We start from the raw sequence: 16,921 nt of genomic DNA, 5'->3' as shown, positions 1-16,921 counted from the left end.
CTGGACCGAGCGCCGGCGGCGACAGCGAAGCAAAGGGATTCCCTTGAGAATCACCCTTCATCGCGATGTCCACAACATGTTGTGTCTCGCCCCGAACCGAGACGCAGATTATGCCCGCCCCGCCGTCGACGCAACCACATTTTGTCCCGAGATCATCATTTTCACACATCATATAGATGCAATAATTATCGCTTTTTACGGGATTTGATCAAATCCCCGCGAAGCTCTGGACGCCAGCCCCGGCTTTTGCCATAGTCCGCCCCTAAGTTTATTCCCATAAGAACAAGAGGGCGTCATGGCCGGCTTTGGAACTCTGCTGTTCACCTGGCTCAAGGGCAAACTGGTCGGCACCGACACTGCCGGCAACCGCTATTATATCGAGCGCGGCAAGCCTGCCGGGCGTCGTCCCAAGCGTTGGGTCATCTATAATGGCGTCGCCGAGGCCTCGGCGGTACCGGCGGAATGGCATGCCTGGCTGCATCACACCGTCGATGCGCCGCTGACCGATTCGGCCCGCCGCGAATGGCAAAAGCCGCATCAGATCAATACCACCGGCACCACCGACGCCTATCTGCCGCCGGGCCACGACCTGCGCGGCGGCCAGCGCGAACGCGCCGCCGGCGATTACGAGGCGTGGCAGCCCTAAACCGGCCAAGGGGGAGATGATGGTTACCAAGGGCGGATCACGCGATACCGTTACCGGCGCCATCGTCGTCGCCGTGGCGGCGCTGGCTTTGGTGCTGGTCTATGTCAAGGACGCCAGCAAAGCCGGTCAGATTGAAGGCTATTCCGTCACCGCCCGTTTCAACCGCCTGGATGGCATCAGTATCGGCAGCCCGGTACGTTTGTCGGGGGTGAAGATCGGGTCGGTGGTGGAAGAAACCCTGGACCCGGAATTCCGCGCCGTCACCCGTCTGCAAATCGCCGAAAACGTCGCCCTGCCCGCCGATTCCACCGCCGTGATCCGCACCGATGGATTGCTGGGGGCCAAATATATCGAAATCGGCCCCGGCGGCGATGATCGTCCGCTGCAGGACGGCGACAGCATCATCTACACCCAGGATTCCATGGTCATCGAAGACCTGATGGAACTGATCATCGAGCAGGGCAAGGGCAAGCGCGGCTATGCCGGCAAGCCGTTGCCCTCGGTCAGCAACAACTAACCGCCGACATAGAGGGGATCATGGGACGCAATCTCATCGAAACGATCATGGGGGCGGTTGTTCTGGCGGTGGCCGGTTTCTTTCTGGTCTTCGCCTGGCGCCACGCCGGCATGGAAGAGGTCAAGGGTTATACCCTCACCGCCCATTTCGCCGGCATCGGCGGCCTGGACAGCGGTGCCGACGTGCGCATCAACGGCATCAAGGTCGGTACCGTGGCCAGCCAGAGCCTGGACCCGGTCAGCTACAACGCCGTGGTCACGCTGACCATCGCCCAGGATATCCGGTTGCCCGCCGACACCACCGCCACCATCGCCGCCGAGGGCCTGCTGGGTGGTAAATACATCAAGCTGATCCCCGGTCGGGCCAAGGACCGCCTGCCCGATGGCGGCCAGTTGGCCAAGACCAAGGACTACAAATCCATCGAGGAAATGGTCGGCGAACTGATCTTCCTGGCCACCGCCGACGCCCCGCGCACCGCGGCCCCCATGCCGGCCCCGCCCGCTATTGCCCCGGTGGAAGCGCCGCCCCAATGATCCGTCGTTGGTCCATCGCCGGCGCGGCACTTTTGTGGCTGACCGCGCCCGCCATCGCCCAGCAGGCACCGGAACTGTCGCTGGACATGGCCGTGCTGGGCGGCTTGGACAAGATCACCGCCCGCGTCGTCACCATCGAGGCCCCGGTGGGGGAACCCGTGCGTTTCGGCACGCTGGAAGTGGTGGCCCGCGCCTGCAAGAAGCGCCGCCCCGAGGAAAGCCCCGAAAGCGCCGCCTTTCTCGATATCTGGGACATCAAGCAAGGACAGCCGGCGCAAGGCGTGTTCCGCGGCTGGATGTTCGCCTCCAGTCCGGCGCTGTCGGCCATGGAACACCCGGTCTACGACGTCTGGGTGCTGGATTGCCGCAAGGCGCGCTGAACAACCGTGAAAAAGTCCCCCGGCTTTGCCTCGGCGTACTTTTCCCAGATCCCCGTTAATTAGCCAGCAAAGCCTTGATCTTGCTGATATTCCAACCATTGGCGGCTTCCACCAGCGCGTCGGAATTGTTGATGTTGTCGCCCTGGATTTCCAGTACCGCCCGCCCGGCCACCACCATGGTCACCTCGCCGGTGCCGGTGGCGGCGTCGAACCTGAGCAACGCATCTTCTCCCGCCGCCTTGATCTTCTTGACGTTGGGCTGACCAGGGGTGGCGGCCAGTTGCGCCAGGGCCGAGGCCACCTCGGGACTGTCCAGCAACAAGGTGACGTTGAGCGAGGAATCATCGCGGGTGAAGGCCCGCGACACCGACAACCCGCCACCAACTTCGCCCAGGCTGTCGGTTTCCACCGGCTCGGCCTTCCAGCGCCCGCCCATGGCCGGCAAGGTCTCGGCGAACATCTTGCCCAGGCGGTCCTGCATCTGCCGCAACGCCGCCTCGGTATCACGGGCGGCGCGGGCGATGTCGCCTTTCTGGTAGGCGGCACGGGCATTGTCCAGGCGGGCCGGCACATCGTCGGCGGCAAAGCCAGCGGCGGGAATCATCAGCACCAGGACAGCCAAACGCAAACCGGACAGGGTCATGACCCGCTTCCCAAACAGTATCGTTACCTGTGACCTTAGCAACGCCCCCCGGCGGCGACAAGGGGCGGGGTTTCTGTTAGCCTTCGCCGATCCAAGGGGGATCGACGTGAATCTGGTTTTCTTTGTCCTGATCGGGGCGGCGGTGGTGGTGGCGGCCGTAGCCGAAATCACCGGCGGTTCCGGCGCCATGGCCGGGTTGAGCACTGCGGCGCTGAAGGCGGCGGAAGGCGCCGTCCCCCTGGCCTTGGGCCTGGTGGGGGTGATGGCCCTGTTTCTCGGCCTGATGAAGGTGGCCGAGGAAGCCGGCATGATCCGGGCCACCGCCCGCCTGCTGGCGCCGCTGATGGGTCGCCTGTTCCCCCAGGTGCCGCCCACCCATCCGGCCATGGGCGCCATGGTCATGAACGTCGCCGCCAACCTGCTGGGCCTGGGCAACGCCGCCACCCCGTTCGGCATCCGCGCCATGGAACATCTGCAAAAGCTCAATCCCCACAAGGATTGCGCCAGTGATCCCCAGGCCTTGTTTCTGGCCCTGAACACCGCGTCGGTGACCATTCTGCCCACCAGCGTCATCACCCTTCGCGCCGCCAGCGGCTCGGCCAATCCGGCGGCGGTGATCGCACCGACCCTGGCCGCCACCTTGGTATCGGCCCTGGTCGCCATTACCGCCGCCCGGCTGCTGGCGCCGTTGTTTCCTCCGCCTCCGGCCACGCCGATGGTCGAGAGCAGCGAGGAAGACCCTGAACCGCCCCCGCCGCCCCTGCCCGCCGCCTATGGCTGGCTGGCCCTGGCGGCATTGATCGGCATCATTCCGCTGATGGCCGTCCATGGGGCGGAACTGGGCCATTGGATCGTGCCGGGGCTGATGGTCGGCGTATTGGGCTATGGCCTGACCCAGCGGGTGAAGATCTATGAGTGCTTCGTCGACGGCGCCCGTGAAGGCTTCGCCATCGCCGTGCGCATCATTCCCTATCTGGTCGCCATCCTGGTGGCCATTGCCATGCTGCGGCAATCGGGCGCCCTCGACATGATCCTGGCGCCGCTGGCGCGACTGACCGCCCCCCTGGGCATCCCGCCGGAAGCCTTGACCATGGCCGGGTTGCGATCGCTGTCGGGGTCGGGATCCTTCGGCCTGCTGGCGTCTTATATGAACGATCCGGCCATCGGCCCTGATTCGTTCACCGGTATCTTGCTAGGCACCATCTATGGCTCCAGCGAAACCACCTTTTACGTCCTCGCCGTCTATTTCGGCGCCGTCGGCATCCGCCGCATGCGTCATGCCCTTGCCGCCGGCCTGATCGCCGATTTGGCCGGATTGCTGGCGGCGGTCGCCGCCTGCGTCGCGTTCGTCACTTGACGGCAACGAGGGAAAGTTTTACCCAGACGCATGCTTGAATTTTTCTCCCTCGATTCGCTGTCGTCCCTGTTGCAGGTCATCGCCATCGACGTGGCCCTGGCCGGCGACAACGCCCTGGTGGTCGGCATGGCCGCCGCCGCCCTGCCGCTGGCCCAGCGCCGCCGCGCCATCGTCATCGGCATCGCCGCCGCCGCCGTCTTGCGCATCATCTTCGCCATCTTCACCCTGCAATTGCTGAAGGTGGTGGGCCTGTTGCTGGCCGGCGGCCTGCTGCTGCTGTGGGTGTCGTGGAAGCTGTGGCGCGAAATCAAGATGCACGAGGCCGAGGAAAGCGAGCAGGAAGCCGCCGCCACCGGTGAAAAAAGCTTTGCCGCCGCCGTCACCCAGATCGTCGTCGCCGACGTGTCCATGTCGCTGGACAACGTTTTGGCGGTGGCCGGTGCCGCCCGCGACCACCAGATGGTGATGATCATCGGCCTGGCCCTGTCGGTAGCCTTGATGGGGGTGGCCGCCAACGCCGTCGCCGCCCTGCTGAAGCGCCATCACTGGGTCGCCTATGTCGGCCTGCTGATCATCCTGTACGTCGCCCTGACCATGATCTGGGACGGTGGCCAGCAGGTGCTGGCCTTGGCCCAGGCCTGATCAGCCCAAGACCCGCTTGGCCCACAGCCCGACATAGGCCTGCGCCGCCTGACCGGCAGCCAGAGCATTGCCGCCGGCCACCTCGTCGCGCAACAGGCACAGACAGTCCCGCACGTCCAGCCCCCCATGACGGGCGGTATCGGCCAGCAATGGATACCACAAGGTATTGAGCAGGCTGCGCATGATCGAATTGCCGCAGGCATTGCGCAGCCACGGCATCAACAACTGATGCTCGGGCTCGATCAATGCCAGTTCCCGACATTGCGCCCCGGTCAACAACAAGGCGGTCGAGCGGGCGCAGGCGCTTTCGAGCTCGGCCAACACCTGAAAAAGCGACGGGCCGACACCATCGGCCACCACCACACCGCGATGGGGGCGGTTTTCAACCAAGCCCAAGGCCGCCAATTGCCGCAACGACTCGCGCAATGGGGTGCGCGACACGCCAAGACGATTGGATTGTTCGACCTCATCCAGACGGCGCCCGCCCGACACCCCACCCGACACGATCTCGGCCGCTAATTGCAGCCAGACCCTCTCGGCCATGGTGGTCTTTCCGCCGGCACAACCAGATGACGAATTTGGCATGAAACGACAACCCAAAATACTAAGTTCGAGGGAATTTCTATCACTGAAAATCCCTTATGAGTAGATTTTTTTTGATGCACTCGAGTTCATGTCCATCGCACCGACAAATATTATAATCTAAGATTGCATACAAGCCGAGGCTTTCCTGCCGAAAAAGACCTTGCCGGCTGGTGAAGCCGCGATCACTCTTAATCTGGGTTGATGGTTCCTGACGCCAAAGATCATGTACAGGCTGGTAAAAGCCGGTATATAAACGAGTGCAGCTGACGGGACGGACCGCGGGGGCGGAACGCACAGGTAGTTTCTGGGGAGCGGACTTTGCAGGTTTCGCAGTCATCGTTACTAGTCATTGGTATGGGCTTGTTGCTGCTGACCGCGCCTTCGTCTGCGGCCAAGGCTCAGTCCATGTCCGAAGAATTGCAACATCTGCTTGAGACCCATCCGCTGATCAAGTCGAAGCAGAGCGTCTTGGCTGGCGGGGCCGAGGGTATCACCGCCGCCCGTGCCGGCTATCTGCCGACCATCAAACTGACCGGCGATACCGGCCCCGAATACGTCGACAGCCCGACCCGCCGCAGCACCGAGGGGCACGCCTTTTATAAGGGGCGCGAAACCTTGGGCGTGGTGGTGACGCAGCGCCTGTTCGACGGCTATTCCACCGATTCGGCGGTGGAATCGGCCAAGTTGACCGAAGCCTATTATGGCTCGGACCTGCGCGACACCCAGCAGAACACCATGTTGCAGGGTATCAAGTCCTATCTGAACGTGCTGCGCTATCACCGCCTGATCCAACTGGCGCGCGAGAACGAGCGCAAGGTCCAGGACCAGATGAACCTGGAGGACGAGCGCGTGGTCAAGGGCTCGGGCGTCGCCGCCGACGTGCTGGCGGCCAAGCAGCGCCTGCAGATGGCCAAGGAAGCCCGCGTCGATTTCGAGGGTCAGTTCTCCATCTGGACGGCCACCTATCAGCAATTGTACGGCCATCCCCCCAATGTGGCCGCCTTCAGCGATCCGCCGTTGCCGTCGGCCTTGCTGCCCGGCGAGTTGACCGAGGCGGTGGCCCTGGCCGAGCGCAACAACCCCATGGTCGACATGTCGGTCAAGGGCGAGGCCCTGGCCGAGGAACGCCGCCGCGGTGCCGAGGCCGGCTATTACCCCAACCTCGATCTGATCGGTCGGGCCAATTACGAAAACGACAAGAACGCCACTTTGGGCGTGCGCCGCGACTGGTCTTTGCTGCTGACCGCGTCCTGGGAAATCTTCTCGGGCTTCAAGACCCAGGCGCAGGTGGCCCAGGCCGCCTATCAGCAGGCCGCCGCCCGCGACAGCCGCGATTACGCCGCGCGCGCCGCGTCCGAGGCCGCGCGCACCGCCTGGTTCACCCTCAACAGCGCCCGCCAGCGTACCGTATTGCTGGAAAACGCCGCCGTGATGGCCGAGGAAGTGTGGCTGAACGCCCGCAAGCGCCAGGAAGGCGGCAACGGCACCGTGCGCGACGTGTTGGATGAAGAAATGCGCATCAACGATGCCCGCATCAAGCACGCCAACGCCTATTACGACATGATCCTGGCCGGCTACAGCCTGCTGTCGGCCATGGGTGAACTGAACATGGACAGCGTCACCCAGGTGATGAGCAATCCCAAGCCCACCGGCCAGTTGAACAGCCCGTCCACCCTTTCCGCCCTGCCCTCGCGCTGAGCCGGGCGGGCCGGTCCATGGACCACCAAGAGGACGACGACGACAAGCCCGGCTGGTTAGGGGAAATCGTCTCGCCCCTGCGCTCGGTCGGGCGCGAGATGCTGGCCACCGCGCTGTTCGTCAATCTTTTGGCCTTGGCCGTCCCCATCTTCGTCATGCAGGTCTACGACCGGGTCATCGGCCATTCGGCCATGGAAACCCTGAAGGGCCTGCTGATCGGCGTCGCCCTGGTGCTGATCTTCGATTACGTGCTGAAGCAGACGCGCGGTCGAGTCATGCAGATGGTCGCCCTGCGCATCGACGTGGAAATCGGCACCCGCCTGTTCGACAAGATGAACCGCCTGCCGCTTCGGGTTCTGGAAAGCCGCCCCGCCGCCCATTGGCGCCAATTGTTCCAAGACGTCGATACCGTGCGCAACACCCTGTCGGGCGGCTCGGCGGTACTGCTGACCGACCTGCCTTATGTGTTCATCTTCCTGGGCGTCATCTATGTCATCGGCCAGCCGCTGGCCCTGGTCTTCGCCCTGACCTTCATCGCCTTCGTCATCCTGGCTTGGCGTTCGGGGCAAAGCCTGAACCAGTCGGCCAAGGCGGAAAAGAACGTCACCGCCAACCGCGACGCCCTGGTGTCGGAAATGATCGCCGGGCGCGGCACCGTCAAGGCGGTGGCCCTGGATCAGGCGTTGCGCCCGTTGTGGGAAGAACGTCAGGCCGGGGCCATCGAACATTCCATCCGCCGCGGCGCCATTTCCGACGGCTATGTCAATCTGGGCGGGGCGCTGACCTTGGTCGCCAACGTGGCGGTAACCACCATCGGCGCCATCTATATCATCGACCACCAATTGTCCATGGGGGCGCTGATCGCCTGCAACATGCTGTCGGCGCGACTTTACGGCCCCATCAACCAGTTGGTCGGCGCTTGGCGCGGTTTTGGCAGTTTCCGTCAGGCGGTAGCGCGGTTGGGCGAAACCTTCGACATGCCCGAAGACCGCAGCGTCAGCGTCATCGCCCGCGACCGCCCCCACGGCAACCTGCGGGTGGAGAACGTCACCTTCACCTATGGCACCGAGCCGCATGCGCCGGCCACCATCGACATCCCCAGCCTGGAATTCAAGCCCGGCGGCATGACCGCCATCCTGGGCAAGAACGGCAGCGGCAAGACCACGCTGCTGAAGCTGTTGATGGGACTGTACCCACCCACCGGCGGGCGAGTGCTGCTGGATGACGCCGACATGGCCCAGTTCACCCGTCACGAACTGGCCGCCTGGATCGGCTATGTGCCGCAGGAAACCCTGCTGTTCAATACCACCATCCGCGACAACATCGCCTATGGCGCGCCCGGCTGTTCCGACCAGGACATCCTGGAGGCAGCCACCGCCGCCGGTGTCCACTCCACCATCATCGACATGCCCGACGGCTACGCCACCACCATCGGCGAGGCCGGATCACGGTTGTCGGCGGGACAGCGCCAACGCATCGCCATCGCCCGCGCCCTGGTGGGCAACCCGGCGGTATTGCTGCTGGACGAACCTTCCGCCAGCCTGGATCGCCACGCCGAGGAAGATTTGCGTGCGGCGCTTCAGGCCATGGCCGCCACCCGTACCGTGGTGGTGGTGACCCATTCCGCCGTTCTGCTGCCGGCCTGCCGCGACGTGGTGGTGTTGGACAAGGGCAAACTGGCGGCACGTGGACCGGCGGCGGAGGTGCTGCCGCGCCTGTTCGCGCCCCGCCCGCCGCCGCCCGCCGGAGCCACGCCATGAGCGAACAACCGCAGATTCCGGTCGCGGTCGCGGCCCCGCCACCGCCGCCACCGCCCGAACCCAAGCCCCATCAAGTGGTATTGCGGCTGGTGGGCGACCTGTTGCGCTGGCTTGGTCCCGATCCCAACCGTCCCGGGATCGACTGGCGTCAATTCGACTGGCGGCACATGAACTGGCGAGACCTCGACTGGCGCGGTCCGGTCGTGCATCTGTGGCGCTTCCTGCTGCCCGGCGGCAATCTGCCGGTGCCACCGGTCGATTCCGCCGCAATCAGCGGATCGTCCCGGCTGGCCGGTCTGGCCGATACCTACCCGTTGCCGACGTGGCGGCCCATTGCCCGTCTGGCCATGCTGGCCATCGCCCTGTTCATCGTCTGGGCCAACATCGCCCGACTGGATGAGGTGACCATCGCCGAGGGTGAAGTGGTGCCGGAGGGCAAGGTCAAGGTCATCCAGCATCTGGAAGGCGGCGTCATCCGCGAAATCTACGTCGCCGAAGGCGACGAGGTGAAGGAAGGGGCGCCGCTTTTACAACTGGACTTGTCGGCGGTGGCCATGAACCGCGAGGAATTGCAGGTCCGCGTCGACGGCCTCAACCTTCAGGTCGCCCGCCTGCGGGCCGAACTGGAAGGCGCCGCCACCGTTAAATTCCCGGCGGCGGAACAGGCGCGCCAGCCCAATCTGGTGCAGGCGGAAACCCGCAATTTCGAGGCCCGCCGTCAGGCGCATAAATCAACCCTGACCGTGCTGGCCGATCAGGCCCGGCAAAAAATGCTGGAAGTGCAGGAACTCGACGCCCGCCTGCGCGCGGTCACCGCCAACCTGAAGCTGGCGCGGGAACGGCTGGCCATGTCCACCGATCTGGTGCGCTCGGGCCTGACCGCCAAGATGGAACACGTGCAATTGCAGGCACAGACCGAGGATCTGGAAGGCCAGGCCAATACCTTGCGCGCCAGCATCCCCCGTGCCCAAGCCGCCCAAGCCGAGGCGAAAAGCCGGCAGGAACAGGAAGAAGCCAATTACGCCCGCACCGCCCAGGCGGAACTGAGCGAGGCGGAACTGAACTTGGCCCGTACGCGCGAATTGATGACCCAGGCGTCGGACCAGCAGCAGCGCACCCAGATCACCAGCCCCACCGACGGCATCATCAAGAATTTGCGCGCCAACACCATCGGCGGCGTCATCCGCCCCGGCGACCCGATCATGGAAATCGTGCCCCTGCACGAACGCCTGCAAATCGAAGCAAAGCTGTCTCCCATGGACCGCGGCTATGTGCAGCCGGGACAGGTGGCCACGGTCAAGCTGTCGGCCTATGATTACGTGGTTTATGGCGGGTTGGAGGGCAAGGTATCGCTGGTCGCCCCCGACACCACCATGGGCCAGGACAACCAGCCGTTTTACCGGGTGTTGGTGCTGACCGACAAAAGCTATCTCGGCGACGAGGCCGACAAGCGCACCATCACGCCGGGCATGGTCGCCAGTGTCGAAATCCACACCGGCGACCGGACGGTGATGCAATACCTGCTCAAGCCGGTCCTGAAGCTGAGGCACGAAGCTTTCCGCGAACGCTGAGACGCTCGCTCTGTTTGCCGGTGCTCAGGTGATATTGAAACGGGACAGGGTTTCGGCCAGATCGTCACCGAACTGCCCGCCCTTGCGGATCAGCGACGCGCGCGGCGGCAGGCCGGCCAGCTTGGGATGGCCCCAGCTGTAGCTGGTCAGCACGGCGAACGGAATGCCTTGCGTCACCGGCATGGCGGCCAGGGCGCAACCCAGATCGACGCCGGTCAGGATGCCCAGTTCCATGGAGGCGACAACCAGATCGGGGCGGGTATGAACGGCAGTCTCCAGCGCCTCGAACGGATTGCGCACCACCGAGGTGCGATAGCCGCAGGCGGCCAGCTCGCGCTCGACGATGCGGGCCATGGCCTTTTCCGGCACCACCATCAGCACTTCGATGTTCTTTTGTTCAATGGGACCGAAATCGATGTCGGCACTGCGCTTGGCCGGCAACGAACGCATGACCTGGGGCACATCGCCATCGGTCACCTGCTCGCCGTCGGCCAGCTTCTCGATGCGGTCGATGAACACCTGAATCTCGTCCAACTGGGCCGGGCCGGCTGACTTCAACTCGCCCACATATTCGTCCAGGCGGTGGGTGACCAGCTTGATCAGGGGAACGTTCAACGCCTGGGCGTGGCTGCGCAGGTTGCTGGCCTCGCGCTTCAGCGTCGCCAGACCGTCATCGGCGGCAACCGAACTGGATCGCATATTGCCCAAGAGAACCTGAAGCGAGCTGGCGGTGTCGCGCAGTTCTTCCAGAAACTCGGCAATAACCCGACGTTCGTTTTCATTGTCGGCCGAATCGAAAGCGGACATTCCCCATTCCCCCATTGCGGTTATACGTCCACCGATACACCAGATCGCCCGACAACGGAATACCGCTTAGGTCAGCCGCAGGCTGACGACACTACATTAAGTCAGCCGCAAGCTGACAGGGGCGGCAGTGCCCGTTCGGCATCGATCATATCGGCCAAGGTGTGGACGTTGAGGGCCTTGAAGAAGGCATCGATCCCCTGACCGAAGGCCCGCCGCGCCAGACAGGCGGCGCTGACCCGGCAGGAATCGGCATTGCTGGCCCGCATGCATTGGGCCAAGGCGAAATCATCCTCGACCTGGCGGACAAACTCGCCCAGGCGCAGGGTGCGGGGATCGACCAGCAGGCGGATACCGCCATACTTGCCGCGCACGGTTTCCAGAAAACCGGCACGCCCCAATTGATGCACCACCTTGGTCAGGTGATTCTTGGAAATGCCATGGCATTCGGCGATTTCATTGATGGTGACGAGTTCGCCGCCCCGCAGGCCGACGTGAACCAAAACCCGAAGTGCGTAATCCGTGTGAAGCGTCAGTCGCATGGCGTTGGTCGTATTATCCTTAAGGTTAAGAGGCATCTTCTATTGGTTGCGCCATCCTGGTCAAGTCATCCTTCGTCATGCCCCCCATGCTGAAGGGCGTAAATGGACAAAGCGGCTTTCCATCCCCGGTCATGCCCGCTACAACTGATACTGTCGAAGCCGATATGATTGGGGATGGTCCTATCGGCTGCTGCGATGGGGGAATACGTGGGGGTAGAAAAGGCAGCCGATCCCGGCGCCGATGGTCGCGTCAGCCGGTGGATCAGACACATACCGATTGCATGGCGCATCCCCTTGGTGATCGCCATGAATGCCTCGATCGCCCTGATCGTCGGCCTGCTGGGCTGGCAGAGCGCGTCGCTGGTCAGCCGCGATATCGAGGAATTGCGCCTGGTGCAGGAACGCGGGCGGCAACTGACCGATATCGACGCCCAGGCCAACCGGCTGCAAAGCCTGATCCGCCAATACCTGAACGCCCCCACCGACGAGGTGATGAAGGAGATCTCGCGCCGGAGCGAGGATCTGTTCGCGGCCTTGACCACCGCCACCCGCGATAACGCCACCAGCGAGGAAATCTCGCAACTGAACGAGGCGGCGCGGCGCTTCGTCGCCGGCTTCCAGCAGCTCAAGGTCATCAACGCCGAGGTCGCCCGCGTCTACGAGACCGACATCGTCCAGGCCGCCGGCGAAATGTCGGGGCTTTACGCCATTCTCAACTCGTCCATCAAAAACGACCGTACCACCCCCCTGGCTCCGGCCCTGGTCAAGTCGCATGAAAGCTTCATCGCCGCCATCATCGCCATCAACACCTTCTATTTCGGCGGCTCGCCGCTGAAGGCCGAGGCGGCGCACGAAACCCTGGGCCAAGTCATCCAGTCCATCCCGCAGCTGACCCAACTGGCCACCAGCGAGTTGCAGCGCGAGACCTTGACGGTGATCGGCAGGCGCACCGTGCGCATGGATGAAGGCATCGAAACCATGGCGCGGGCCTTCGACGACCGTGCCCGCATCCTGGCCCGCGACATCGACGCCAACCAATCAATCATGGCCCAGGCCATCGACCGCATGATCGCCCGCGGCCATGAACGCGAAGCCTTGCTGCAAAGCCAGTCCAGCGCCCTGCCCCAGCGCACCGCCCTGGCCGGCATCGGCCTTGGCATCATCTTGCTGACCATGGCGGTGATCGCCAGTTGGCTGATCGGCCAATCCATCCGCCAGCCGCTGTTGCGTCTGCGCGCGGTGATGGAGGCCGGAGCCAGGGGCGACTGGTCGCGCGATATCGACGCCCCCAACCTGCCCGACGAACTGGCGGCCATGGCCCGCACGGTGTCGGTGTTTCGACGGAACGCGCTGGACAAGGCGCGGCTGGAAGAGGAACGGGCCAAAATCAGCGCCCACCACGAAGAGGCCAAGCGCCGCACTTTGCATGAATTGCTGGAACAGATGGAAGCGCACGAGCAAGGCGCGCCGTTTTCCAAGCTGGTGGTACCCGAGGCCGAGGGTGCCGACGCCGCCGAGATCGCCCAGGTATTCAACCGGGTGCTGGACAAGTTCCAACAGGCCGCCGCCGAGCGGGCCATCGCCATGGATCAGTTGACCCAGGCTAAGGTGCAGGCGGAAACCGCCAATCAGGCCAAGTCGTCATTCCTGGCGGCCATGACCCACGAGATTCGCACCCCCATGAACGGCATCATGGACATGCTGCGCGACCTGCATCAATCGCCGCTGGCCGCCGACCAGGAACACGCGGTCGCCACCATCCGCGAAACCGGCCTGTCGCTGCTGAAAATCGTCGATGACGTACTGGACTTTTCCCGCATCGAGGCCGGCAGGCTGCGGCTGGAAAACGTCGCCCTTGATCTGCCTCATCTGCTGGAGGGCGTGATCATGGCGGAGACCCCCCAGGCCCGCGACAAGGGGCTGCGACTGGTCCATTTCCACGATCCGGCCATCCCCGCCGGCTTGCACGGCGACCCGACCCGCTTGCGCCAGATCCTCTATAATCTGGTTGGCAACGCCGTCAAGTTCACCCCTACCGGTCAGGTTTCCGTCTTCACCCAGCATCTGGGCAGCGCCACCGCCCGCCCCACCATCCGCCTGATCGTCGCCGACACCGGTATCGGCATCGCCGAACATGCGCAACAATCGCTGTTCCAGCCCTTTACCCAGGCCGATATCAGCACACCGCGCATGTTCGGCGGCACCGGTCTGGGCTTGTCCATCACCCATCGGCTGGTGCACATGATGGGCGGCGAGATCAACGTCTTCAGCCAGCCGGGTCAGGGCAGCACCTTTGTCGTCGATCTGCCGTTGGGGCAAGGCGATGCCAACACCGCTCCCCCTGTGCCGGAAGTGGATTTGATGGGACTGCGTCTGCTGGTGCTGTCGCCCGACACCGCCGAACGGTCGCAGATCGCCCGGCTGACCGAACAGGAAGGGGCGGCGGTGGTCCGCGTCGCCAACGCCGATTCGGCCCGTGCCGCCTCGGATCGCGCCGTCACCACCCAGGCCCCCTTCGATCTGGCCCTGGTTTCCGCCGACGGCTTCACCGCTGACGACGCAGAGCACCTGCACCATACGCCGTTCCTGCTGATCGGCTATCCGCCGCCGGACCTGGGGCTGGAACGGCTGGAATTGTGCCGCGGCCTGCTGGGACGCCCGGTCTCGCCCCAGCCCTTGCTGGCGGCAATCGCCCAGGCTGCGCAAAAAGGTGCAGTCTCGTGATTGTCTGAGGCGAGGTTTGGGGGGATACTCCGACTATGACCTCGCCCCCCACCCCTTATACGCAGACCGGTCTCTTCAGTCGGTACCGCCTGATCATCGCCATTGTCGCGCCGATTCTGGCCCTGGTGATGTTTTCCGCCTGGGTGGTGGAAGAAAAGATGGATGCCTATCGCGACAGCGCCGATCTTCTGGTGGCGGCGCAGATCGCCCGTGCCGCCCAATCGCTGACCCGCGAACTGGAAAACGAGCGCATCTTGTCGACCCGCGCCGTCGATCCCAATGATTTGCAGGCCCGCTATGAGCTGGAGGCCCAGCGCCTCAACACCGACGAACGCCTGAAAGCCCTGAGCGCGGCCCTGGCCATGCCGGAAATCAGACAGCGCCTGTCGGGCGACACCAATATCATCGATTCCGCCCAACTGGCCATCCTGCGCCAGGAGCTGGATAATGACGCTACTCCCAGCGCCGCCAGTTTCGGCTATAGCCGGGCCATCGCCGGCCTGACCTCGCTGGCCGCGACCATGGCGCCCAGCGACCTGTCGCGGGTGATATCCGCCTATATGGATTTGGGCAACGTCAAGGATCGTGTCGGTCGCGCCCGCGCCATGCTGACCACGACGACAAAAAAAGGTGAGATCAATCGCCAGGCCTTGGCGGAAAACAACGCCGAATCCCGCGCCTACCTGGAATCCTTCCGCGTTCATGCCTCGGCCCATCAGATCCGCATCTATGACGAAATCGTCCAAGGTCCGGTGGTCGGCATGGTCGAACGCCTGCACCGCCAAGCGCTGTCCGGAATTCTGGGCCCCGATGACCGCAAGGCGTGGGACGAAGCCCATGTGGCGCTCTTGAAGCTTTATGCCCGCACCGAAGACCGCATGGCCGCCGACATGGAAAAGGTCATCCAGGATAATTTGAAAGCCACCCGCTTCACCTTTTTCCTGGTGGTGCTGGGGGTGATCATCCTGGTCGGCCTCAGCCTGGAATCCCTGCGCCGCAGCGAACGCCGCGCCGTGTTGTGGGAGGAAGAGGCGCGCAAGCTGTTCCGCGCCGTCGAGCAAAGCCCGGTTTCGGTGCTGATCAGCGACGCCCAGGGACTGATCGAATACATCAACCCCGCCTTCTCCGCCATGACCGGCTATCACCGCGACGAAGTGCTGGGCCATTCGCCGCGCATGCTGCGCTCCGACCAGACCCCGCCCGAGGTGTTCGCCGATCTGTGGGCGTCGATCAGCGCCGGCCAGGAATGGCGCGGCGAAATCGTCAACCAAAGGAAGGACGGCAGCGTCTATTGGGAATCCATGACCGTCGCCCCGGTCAAGGATGGCGACGGCAAGGTCGACAGCTTCATCGCCTTCAAGGAAGACGTCACCGAAATCCGCAGCCTGCGCCTGGCCCTGGAACTGGAACACGCCAACCTGCGCCGCATCTTCGCCTCGACCAAGGATCTGATCGCCCTGGTCAGCACCGATGGCCGCTTTGAATATGCCAATCCAGCCCTGGTGGACACATTCGGCCCGGTCATGGGCGTGCGCACCATCGACTATTTTCAGCCGGCCATCGCCAATCTGGGCGACGACAACACCGCCACAAGAGGCGAATGGGTGTCGGACCTGAACGGCAAAACCTACGAATTCAGCATCACCCCGGTGGACACCCCGCACGGCGAGATGTCGGCGTTGCTGGCCCTGCACGACATCACCACCCGCAAGCAGGCCGAGCTGGCCATGGCCGAAGCGCGCGAGGCGGCGGAATTGTCCAACCGGGCCAAGACCGAATTCCTGGCGACCATGAGCCACGAATTGCGCACGCCCCTGAACGCCATCATCGGTTTCTCCGAAATCATCGAAAACGAATTGCTGGGACCGGTGGAAACCAAGCAATACCGCGACTACGCCCACGACATCAACGAATCTGGCCGCCATCTGCTGACCCTGATCAACGACATCCTCGACGTGGCGCGGCTGGAAGTGGGGCGCTTCGCCCTGATGGAAAGCGAGATGGACGTGGGTCAGACCATCCGCGCCTCGGTGCAATTGGTGGGCGAACGGGCCAAGGCCGCCGGCCTGCGCATTGGCGAACAGATCCCCGACGGCTTGCCCTGGCTGATGGGGGACGAACGGCGCATCAAGCAGACCATCGCCAATATCCTGTCCAATGCCGTCAAGTTCACCAGCGCCGACGGCAGGGTAACGGTAACCGCCAAGACCGATGAAAACGGCCTGGACATCGTGGTCAGCGATACCGGTATCGGTATCCATGCCGATGACATGACCAAGATCATGGCCCCGTTCGGCCAAGCCGAGTCAAGTTTGTCGCGCCGTTTCGATGGTGCCGGCCTGGGCCTACCCCTGGCCCGGCGGTTCATGGACATGCATGGCGGCACCCTTAGCATTTCCAGCACACCGGGACAGGGGACCGTGGTCAATCTGCACTTTCCCGCCAGCCGATTGCGCGTCGCCACCACAATGACGACACGTTGATGGGCCAGCATGAGCTTTGATACCGACAGCCTGAGG

15 protein-coding genes are annotated in these 16,921 nt (G+C 63.8%); 11 read left to right on the top strand and 4 right to left on the bottom strand.

All coding sequences use genetic code 11. The features are described 5' to 3' along the window. Positions 1–295: 295 nt before the first annotated feature. From MGMSRV2_RS04120 to MGMSRV2_RS04105, 4 genes are read left to right on the top strand one after another with little or no spacing between them, the layout of a single operon-like run. Positions 296–646 (top strand): NADH:ubiquinone oxidoreductase subunit NDUFA12, encoded by a 351-nt coding sequence (locus tag MGMSRV2_RS04120; RefSeq protein ID WP_024079080.1) that lies wholly within the window; start codon positions 296–298, stop codon positions 644–646. Between the two features lie 16 nt (positions 647–662). Next, on the top strand, positions 663–1,163 hold the full coding sequence (mlaD, locus tag MGMSRV2_RS04115; RefSeq protein ID WP_242410713.1) for an outer membrane lipid asymmetry maintenance protein MlaD: 501 nt from the start codon (positions 663–665) through the stop codon (positions 1,161–1,163). Positions 1,164–1,183: 20 nt separating this feature from the next. Continuing rightward, on the top strand, positions 1,184–1,696 hold the full coding sequence (gene mlaD, locus MGMSRV2_RS04110) for an outer membrane lipid asymmetry maintenance protein MlaD (protein ID WP_024079078.1): 513 nt from the start codon (positions 1,184–1,186) through the stop codon (positions 1,694–1,696). Beyond that, positions 1,693–2,076, top strand: a complete 384-nt coding sequence (locus tag MGMSRV2_RS04105) for a DUF2155 domain-containing protein (protein WP_024079077.1) — start codon at positions 1,693–1,695, stop codon at positions 2,074–2,076. Before mlaD (MGMSRV2_RS04110) ends, MGMSRV2_RS04105 begins: the two co-directional genes overlap by 4 nt. A gap of 55 nt (positions 2,077–2,131) precedes the next feature. Here MGMSRV2_RS04105 and MGMSRV2_RS04100 read toward each other — a convergent pair whose 3' ends face one another. After that, a complete protein-coding gene (locus tag MGMSRV2_RS04100; RefSeq protein ID WP_024079076.1) occupies positions 2,132–2,719 on the bottom strand; it encodes a hypothetical protein in 588 nt (195 codons plus the stop codon). 106 nt (positions 2,720–2,825) lie between these two features. Here MGMSRV2_RS04100 and MGMSRV2_RS04095 point away from each other — a divergent pair, with 106 nt between their 5' ends. Both MGMSRV2_RS04095 and MGMSRV2_RS04090 read left to right on the top strand, forming a co-directional pair. Next, entirely contained in the window at positions 2,826–4,076 is a 1,251-nt protein-coding gene (locus MGMSRV2_RS04095; RefSeq protein ID WP_024079075.1) for a nucleoside recognition domain-containing protein, read from the top strand. A 30-nt stretch (positions 4,077–4,106) separates the two neighbouring features. Beyond that, positions 4,107–4,718 (top strand): YjbE family putative metal transport protein, encoded by a 612-nt coding sequence (locus MGMSRV2_RS04090; RefSeq protein ID WP_024079074.1) that lies wholly within the window; start codon positions 4,107–4,109, stop codon positions 4,716–4,718. On the opposite strand, the gene MGMSRV2_RS04085 is transcribed toward MGMSRV2_RS04090, so the two are convergent. Next, positions 4,719–5,261, bottom strand: coding sequence for a GntR family transcriptional regulator (locus tag MGMSRV2_RS04085; protein WP_024079073.1), 543 nt, complete (start codon positions 5,259–5,261; stop codon positions 4,719–4,721). Between the two features lie 447 nt (positions 5,262–5,708). Here MGMSRV2_RS04085 and MGMSRV2_RS04080 point away from each other — a divergent pair, with 447 nt between their 5' ends. From MGMSRV2_RS04080 to MGMSRV2_RS04070, 3 genes are read left to right on the top strand one after another with little or no spacing between them, the layout of a single operon-like run. After that, complete coding sequence (locus MGMSRV2_RS04080) at positions 5,709–7,001, top strand: TolC family protein (RefSeq protein ID WP_158497731.1); 1,293 nt, start codon at positions 5,709–5,711, stop codon at positions 6,999–7,001. A 17-nt stretch (positions 7,002–7,018) separates the two neighbouring features. Next, entirely contained in the window at positions 7,019–8,761 is a 1,743-nt protein-coding gene (locus tag MGMSRV2_RS04075; protein WP_024079071.1) for a peptidase domain-containing ABC transporter, read from the top strand. Beyond that, positions 8,758–10,332, top strand: a complete 1,575-nt coding sequence (locus tag MGMSRV2_RS04070; RefSeq protein WP_024079070.1) for an HlyD family type I secretion periplasmic adaptor subunit — start codon at positions 8,758–8,760, stop codon at positions 10,330–10,332. The genes MGMSRV2_RS04075 and MGMSRV2_RS04070 overlap by 4 nt, the downstream gene beginning before the upstream one ends. Before the next feature lie 24 nt (positions 10,333–10,356). On the opposite strand, the gene MGMSRV2_RS04065 is transcribed toward MGMSRV2_RS04070, so the two are convergent. Together MGMSRV2_RS04065 and MGMSRV2_RS04060 are read right to left on the bottom strand one after the other, a co-directional pair. Then, positions 10,357–11,139 (bottom strand): response regulator, encoded by a 783-nt coding sequence (locus MGMSRV2_RS04065; protein WP_024079069.1) that lies wholly within the window; start codon positions 11,137–11,139, stop codon positions 10,357–10,359. 101 nt (positions 11,140–11,240) lie between these two features. Next, positions 11,241–11,678, bottom strand: coding sequence for an RrF2 family transcriptional regulator (locus tag MGMSRV2_RS04060; RefSeq protein ID WP_024079068.1), 438 nt, complete (start codon positions 11,676–11,678; stop codon positions 11,241–11,243). 306 nt (positions 11,679–11,984) lie between these two features. Here MGMSRV2_RS04060 and MGMSRV2_RS04055 point away from each other — a divergent pair, with 306 nt between their 5' ends. Both MGMSRV2_RS04055 and MGMSRV2_RS04050 read left to right on the top strand, forming a co-directional pair. After that, on the top strand, positions 11,985–14,402 hold the full coding sequence (locus MGMSRV2_RS04055) for an ATP-binding protein (RefSeq protein ID WP_158497730.1): 2,418 nt from the start codon (positions 11,985–11,987) through the stop codon (positions 14,400–14,402). A gap of 35 nt (positions 14,403–14,437) precedes the next feature. After that, on the top strand, positions 14,438–16,885 hold the full coding sequence (locus MGMSRV2_RS04050) for a nitrate- and nitrite sensing domain-containing protein (RefSeq protein WP_024079066.1): 2,448 nt from the start codon (positions 14,438–14,440) through the stop codon (positions 16,883–16,885). The last annotated feature ends 36 nt before the right edge of the window (positions 16,886–16,921 follow it).

Origin of the sequence: Magnetospirillum gryphiswaldense MSR-1 v2 (genome assembly GCF_000513295.1) — a bacterium.
GTDB lineage: Bacteria > Pseudomonadota > Alphaproteobacteria > Rhodospirillales > Magnetospirillaceae > Magnetospirillum > Magnetospirillum gryphiswaldense.
This window is presented reverse-complemented; position numbering and strand designations above follow the sequence as displayed.

Coding starts and splice junctions, on each gene's coding strand:
- MGMSRV2_RS04120 (WP_024079080.1), top strand. CDS start 296: ATGGCCGGCTTTGGAACTCTGCTGTTCACCTGGCTCAAGGGCAAACTG.
- mlaD (WP_242410713.1), top strand. CDS start 663: ATGATGGTTACCAAGGGCGGATCACGCGATACCGTTACCGGCGCCATC.
- mlaD (WP_024079078.1), top strand. CDS start 1,184: ATGGGACGCAATCTCATCGAAACGATCATGGGGGCGGTTGTTCTGGCG.
- MGMSRV2_RS04105 (WP_024079077.1), top strand. CDS start 1,693: ATGATCCGTCGTTGGTCCATCGCCGGCGCGGCACTTTTGTGGCTGACC.
- MGMSRV2_RS04100 (WP_024079076.1), bottom strand. CDS start 2,719: ATGACCCTGTCCGGTTTGCGTTTGGCTGTCCTGGTGCTGATGATTCCC.
- MGMSRV2_RS04090 (WP_024079074.1), top strand. CDS start 4,107: ATGCTTGAATTTTTCTCCCTCGATTCGCTGTCGTCCCTGTTGCAGGTC.
- MGMSRV2_RS04085 (WP_024079073.1), bottom strand. CDS start 5,261: ATGGCCGAGAGGGTCTGGCTGCAATTAGCGGCCGAGATCGTGTCGGGT.
- MGMSRV2_RS04080 (WP_158497731.1), top strand. CDS start 5,709: ATGTCCGAAGAATTGCAACATCTGCTTGAGACCCATCCGCTGATCAAG.
- MGMSRV2_RS04075 (WP_024079071.1), top strand. CDS start 7,019: ATGGACCACCAAGAGGACGACGACGACAAGCCCGGCTGGTTAGGGGAA.
- MGMSRV2_RS04070 (WP_024079070.1), top strand. CDS start 8,758: ATGAGCGAACAACCGCAGATTCCGGTCGCGGTCGCGGCCCCGCCACCG.
- MGMSRV2_RS04065 (WP_024079069.1), bottom strand. CDS start 11,139: ATGTCCGCTTTCGATTCGGCCGACAATGAAAACGAACGTCGGGTTATT.
- MGMSRV2_RS04060 (WP_024079068.1), bottom strand. CDS start 11,678: ATGCGACTGACGCTTCACACGGATTACGCACTTCGGGTTTTGGTTCAC.
- MGMSRV2_RS04055 (WP_158497730.1), top strand. CDS start 11,985: ATGAATGCCTCGATCGCCCTGATCGTCGGCCTGCTGGGCTGGCAGAGC.
- MGMSRV2_RS04050 (WP_024079066.1), top strand. CDS start 14,438: ATGACCTCGCCCCCCACCCCTTATACGCAGACCGGTCTCTTCAGTCGG.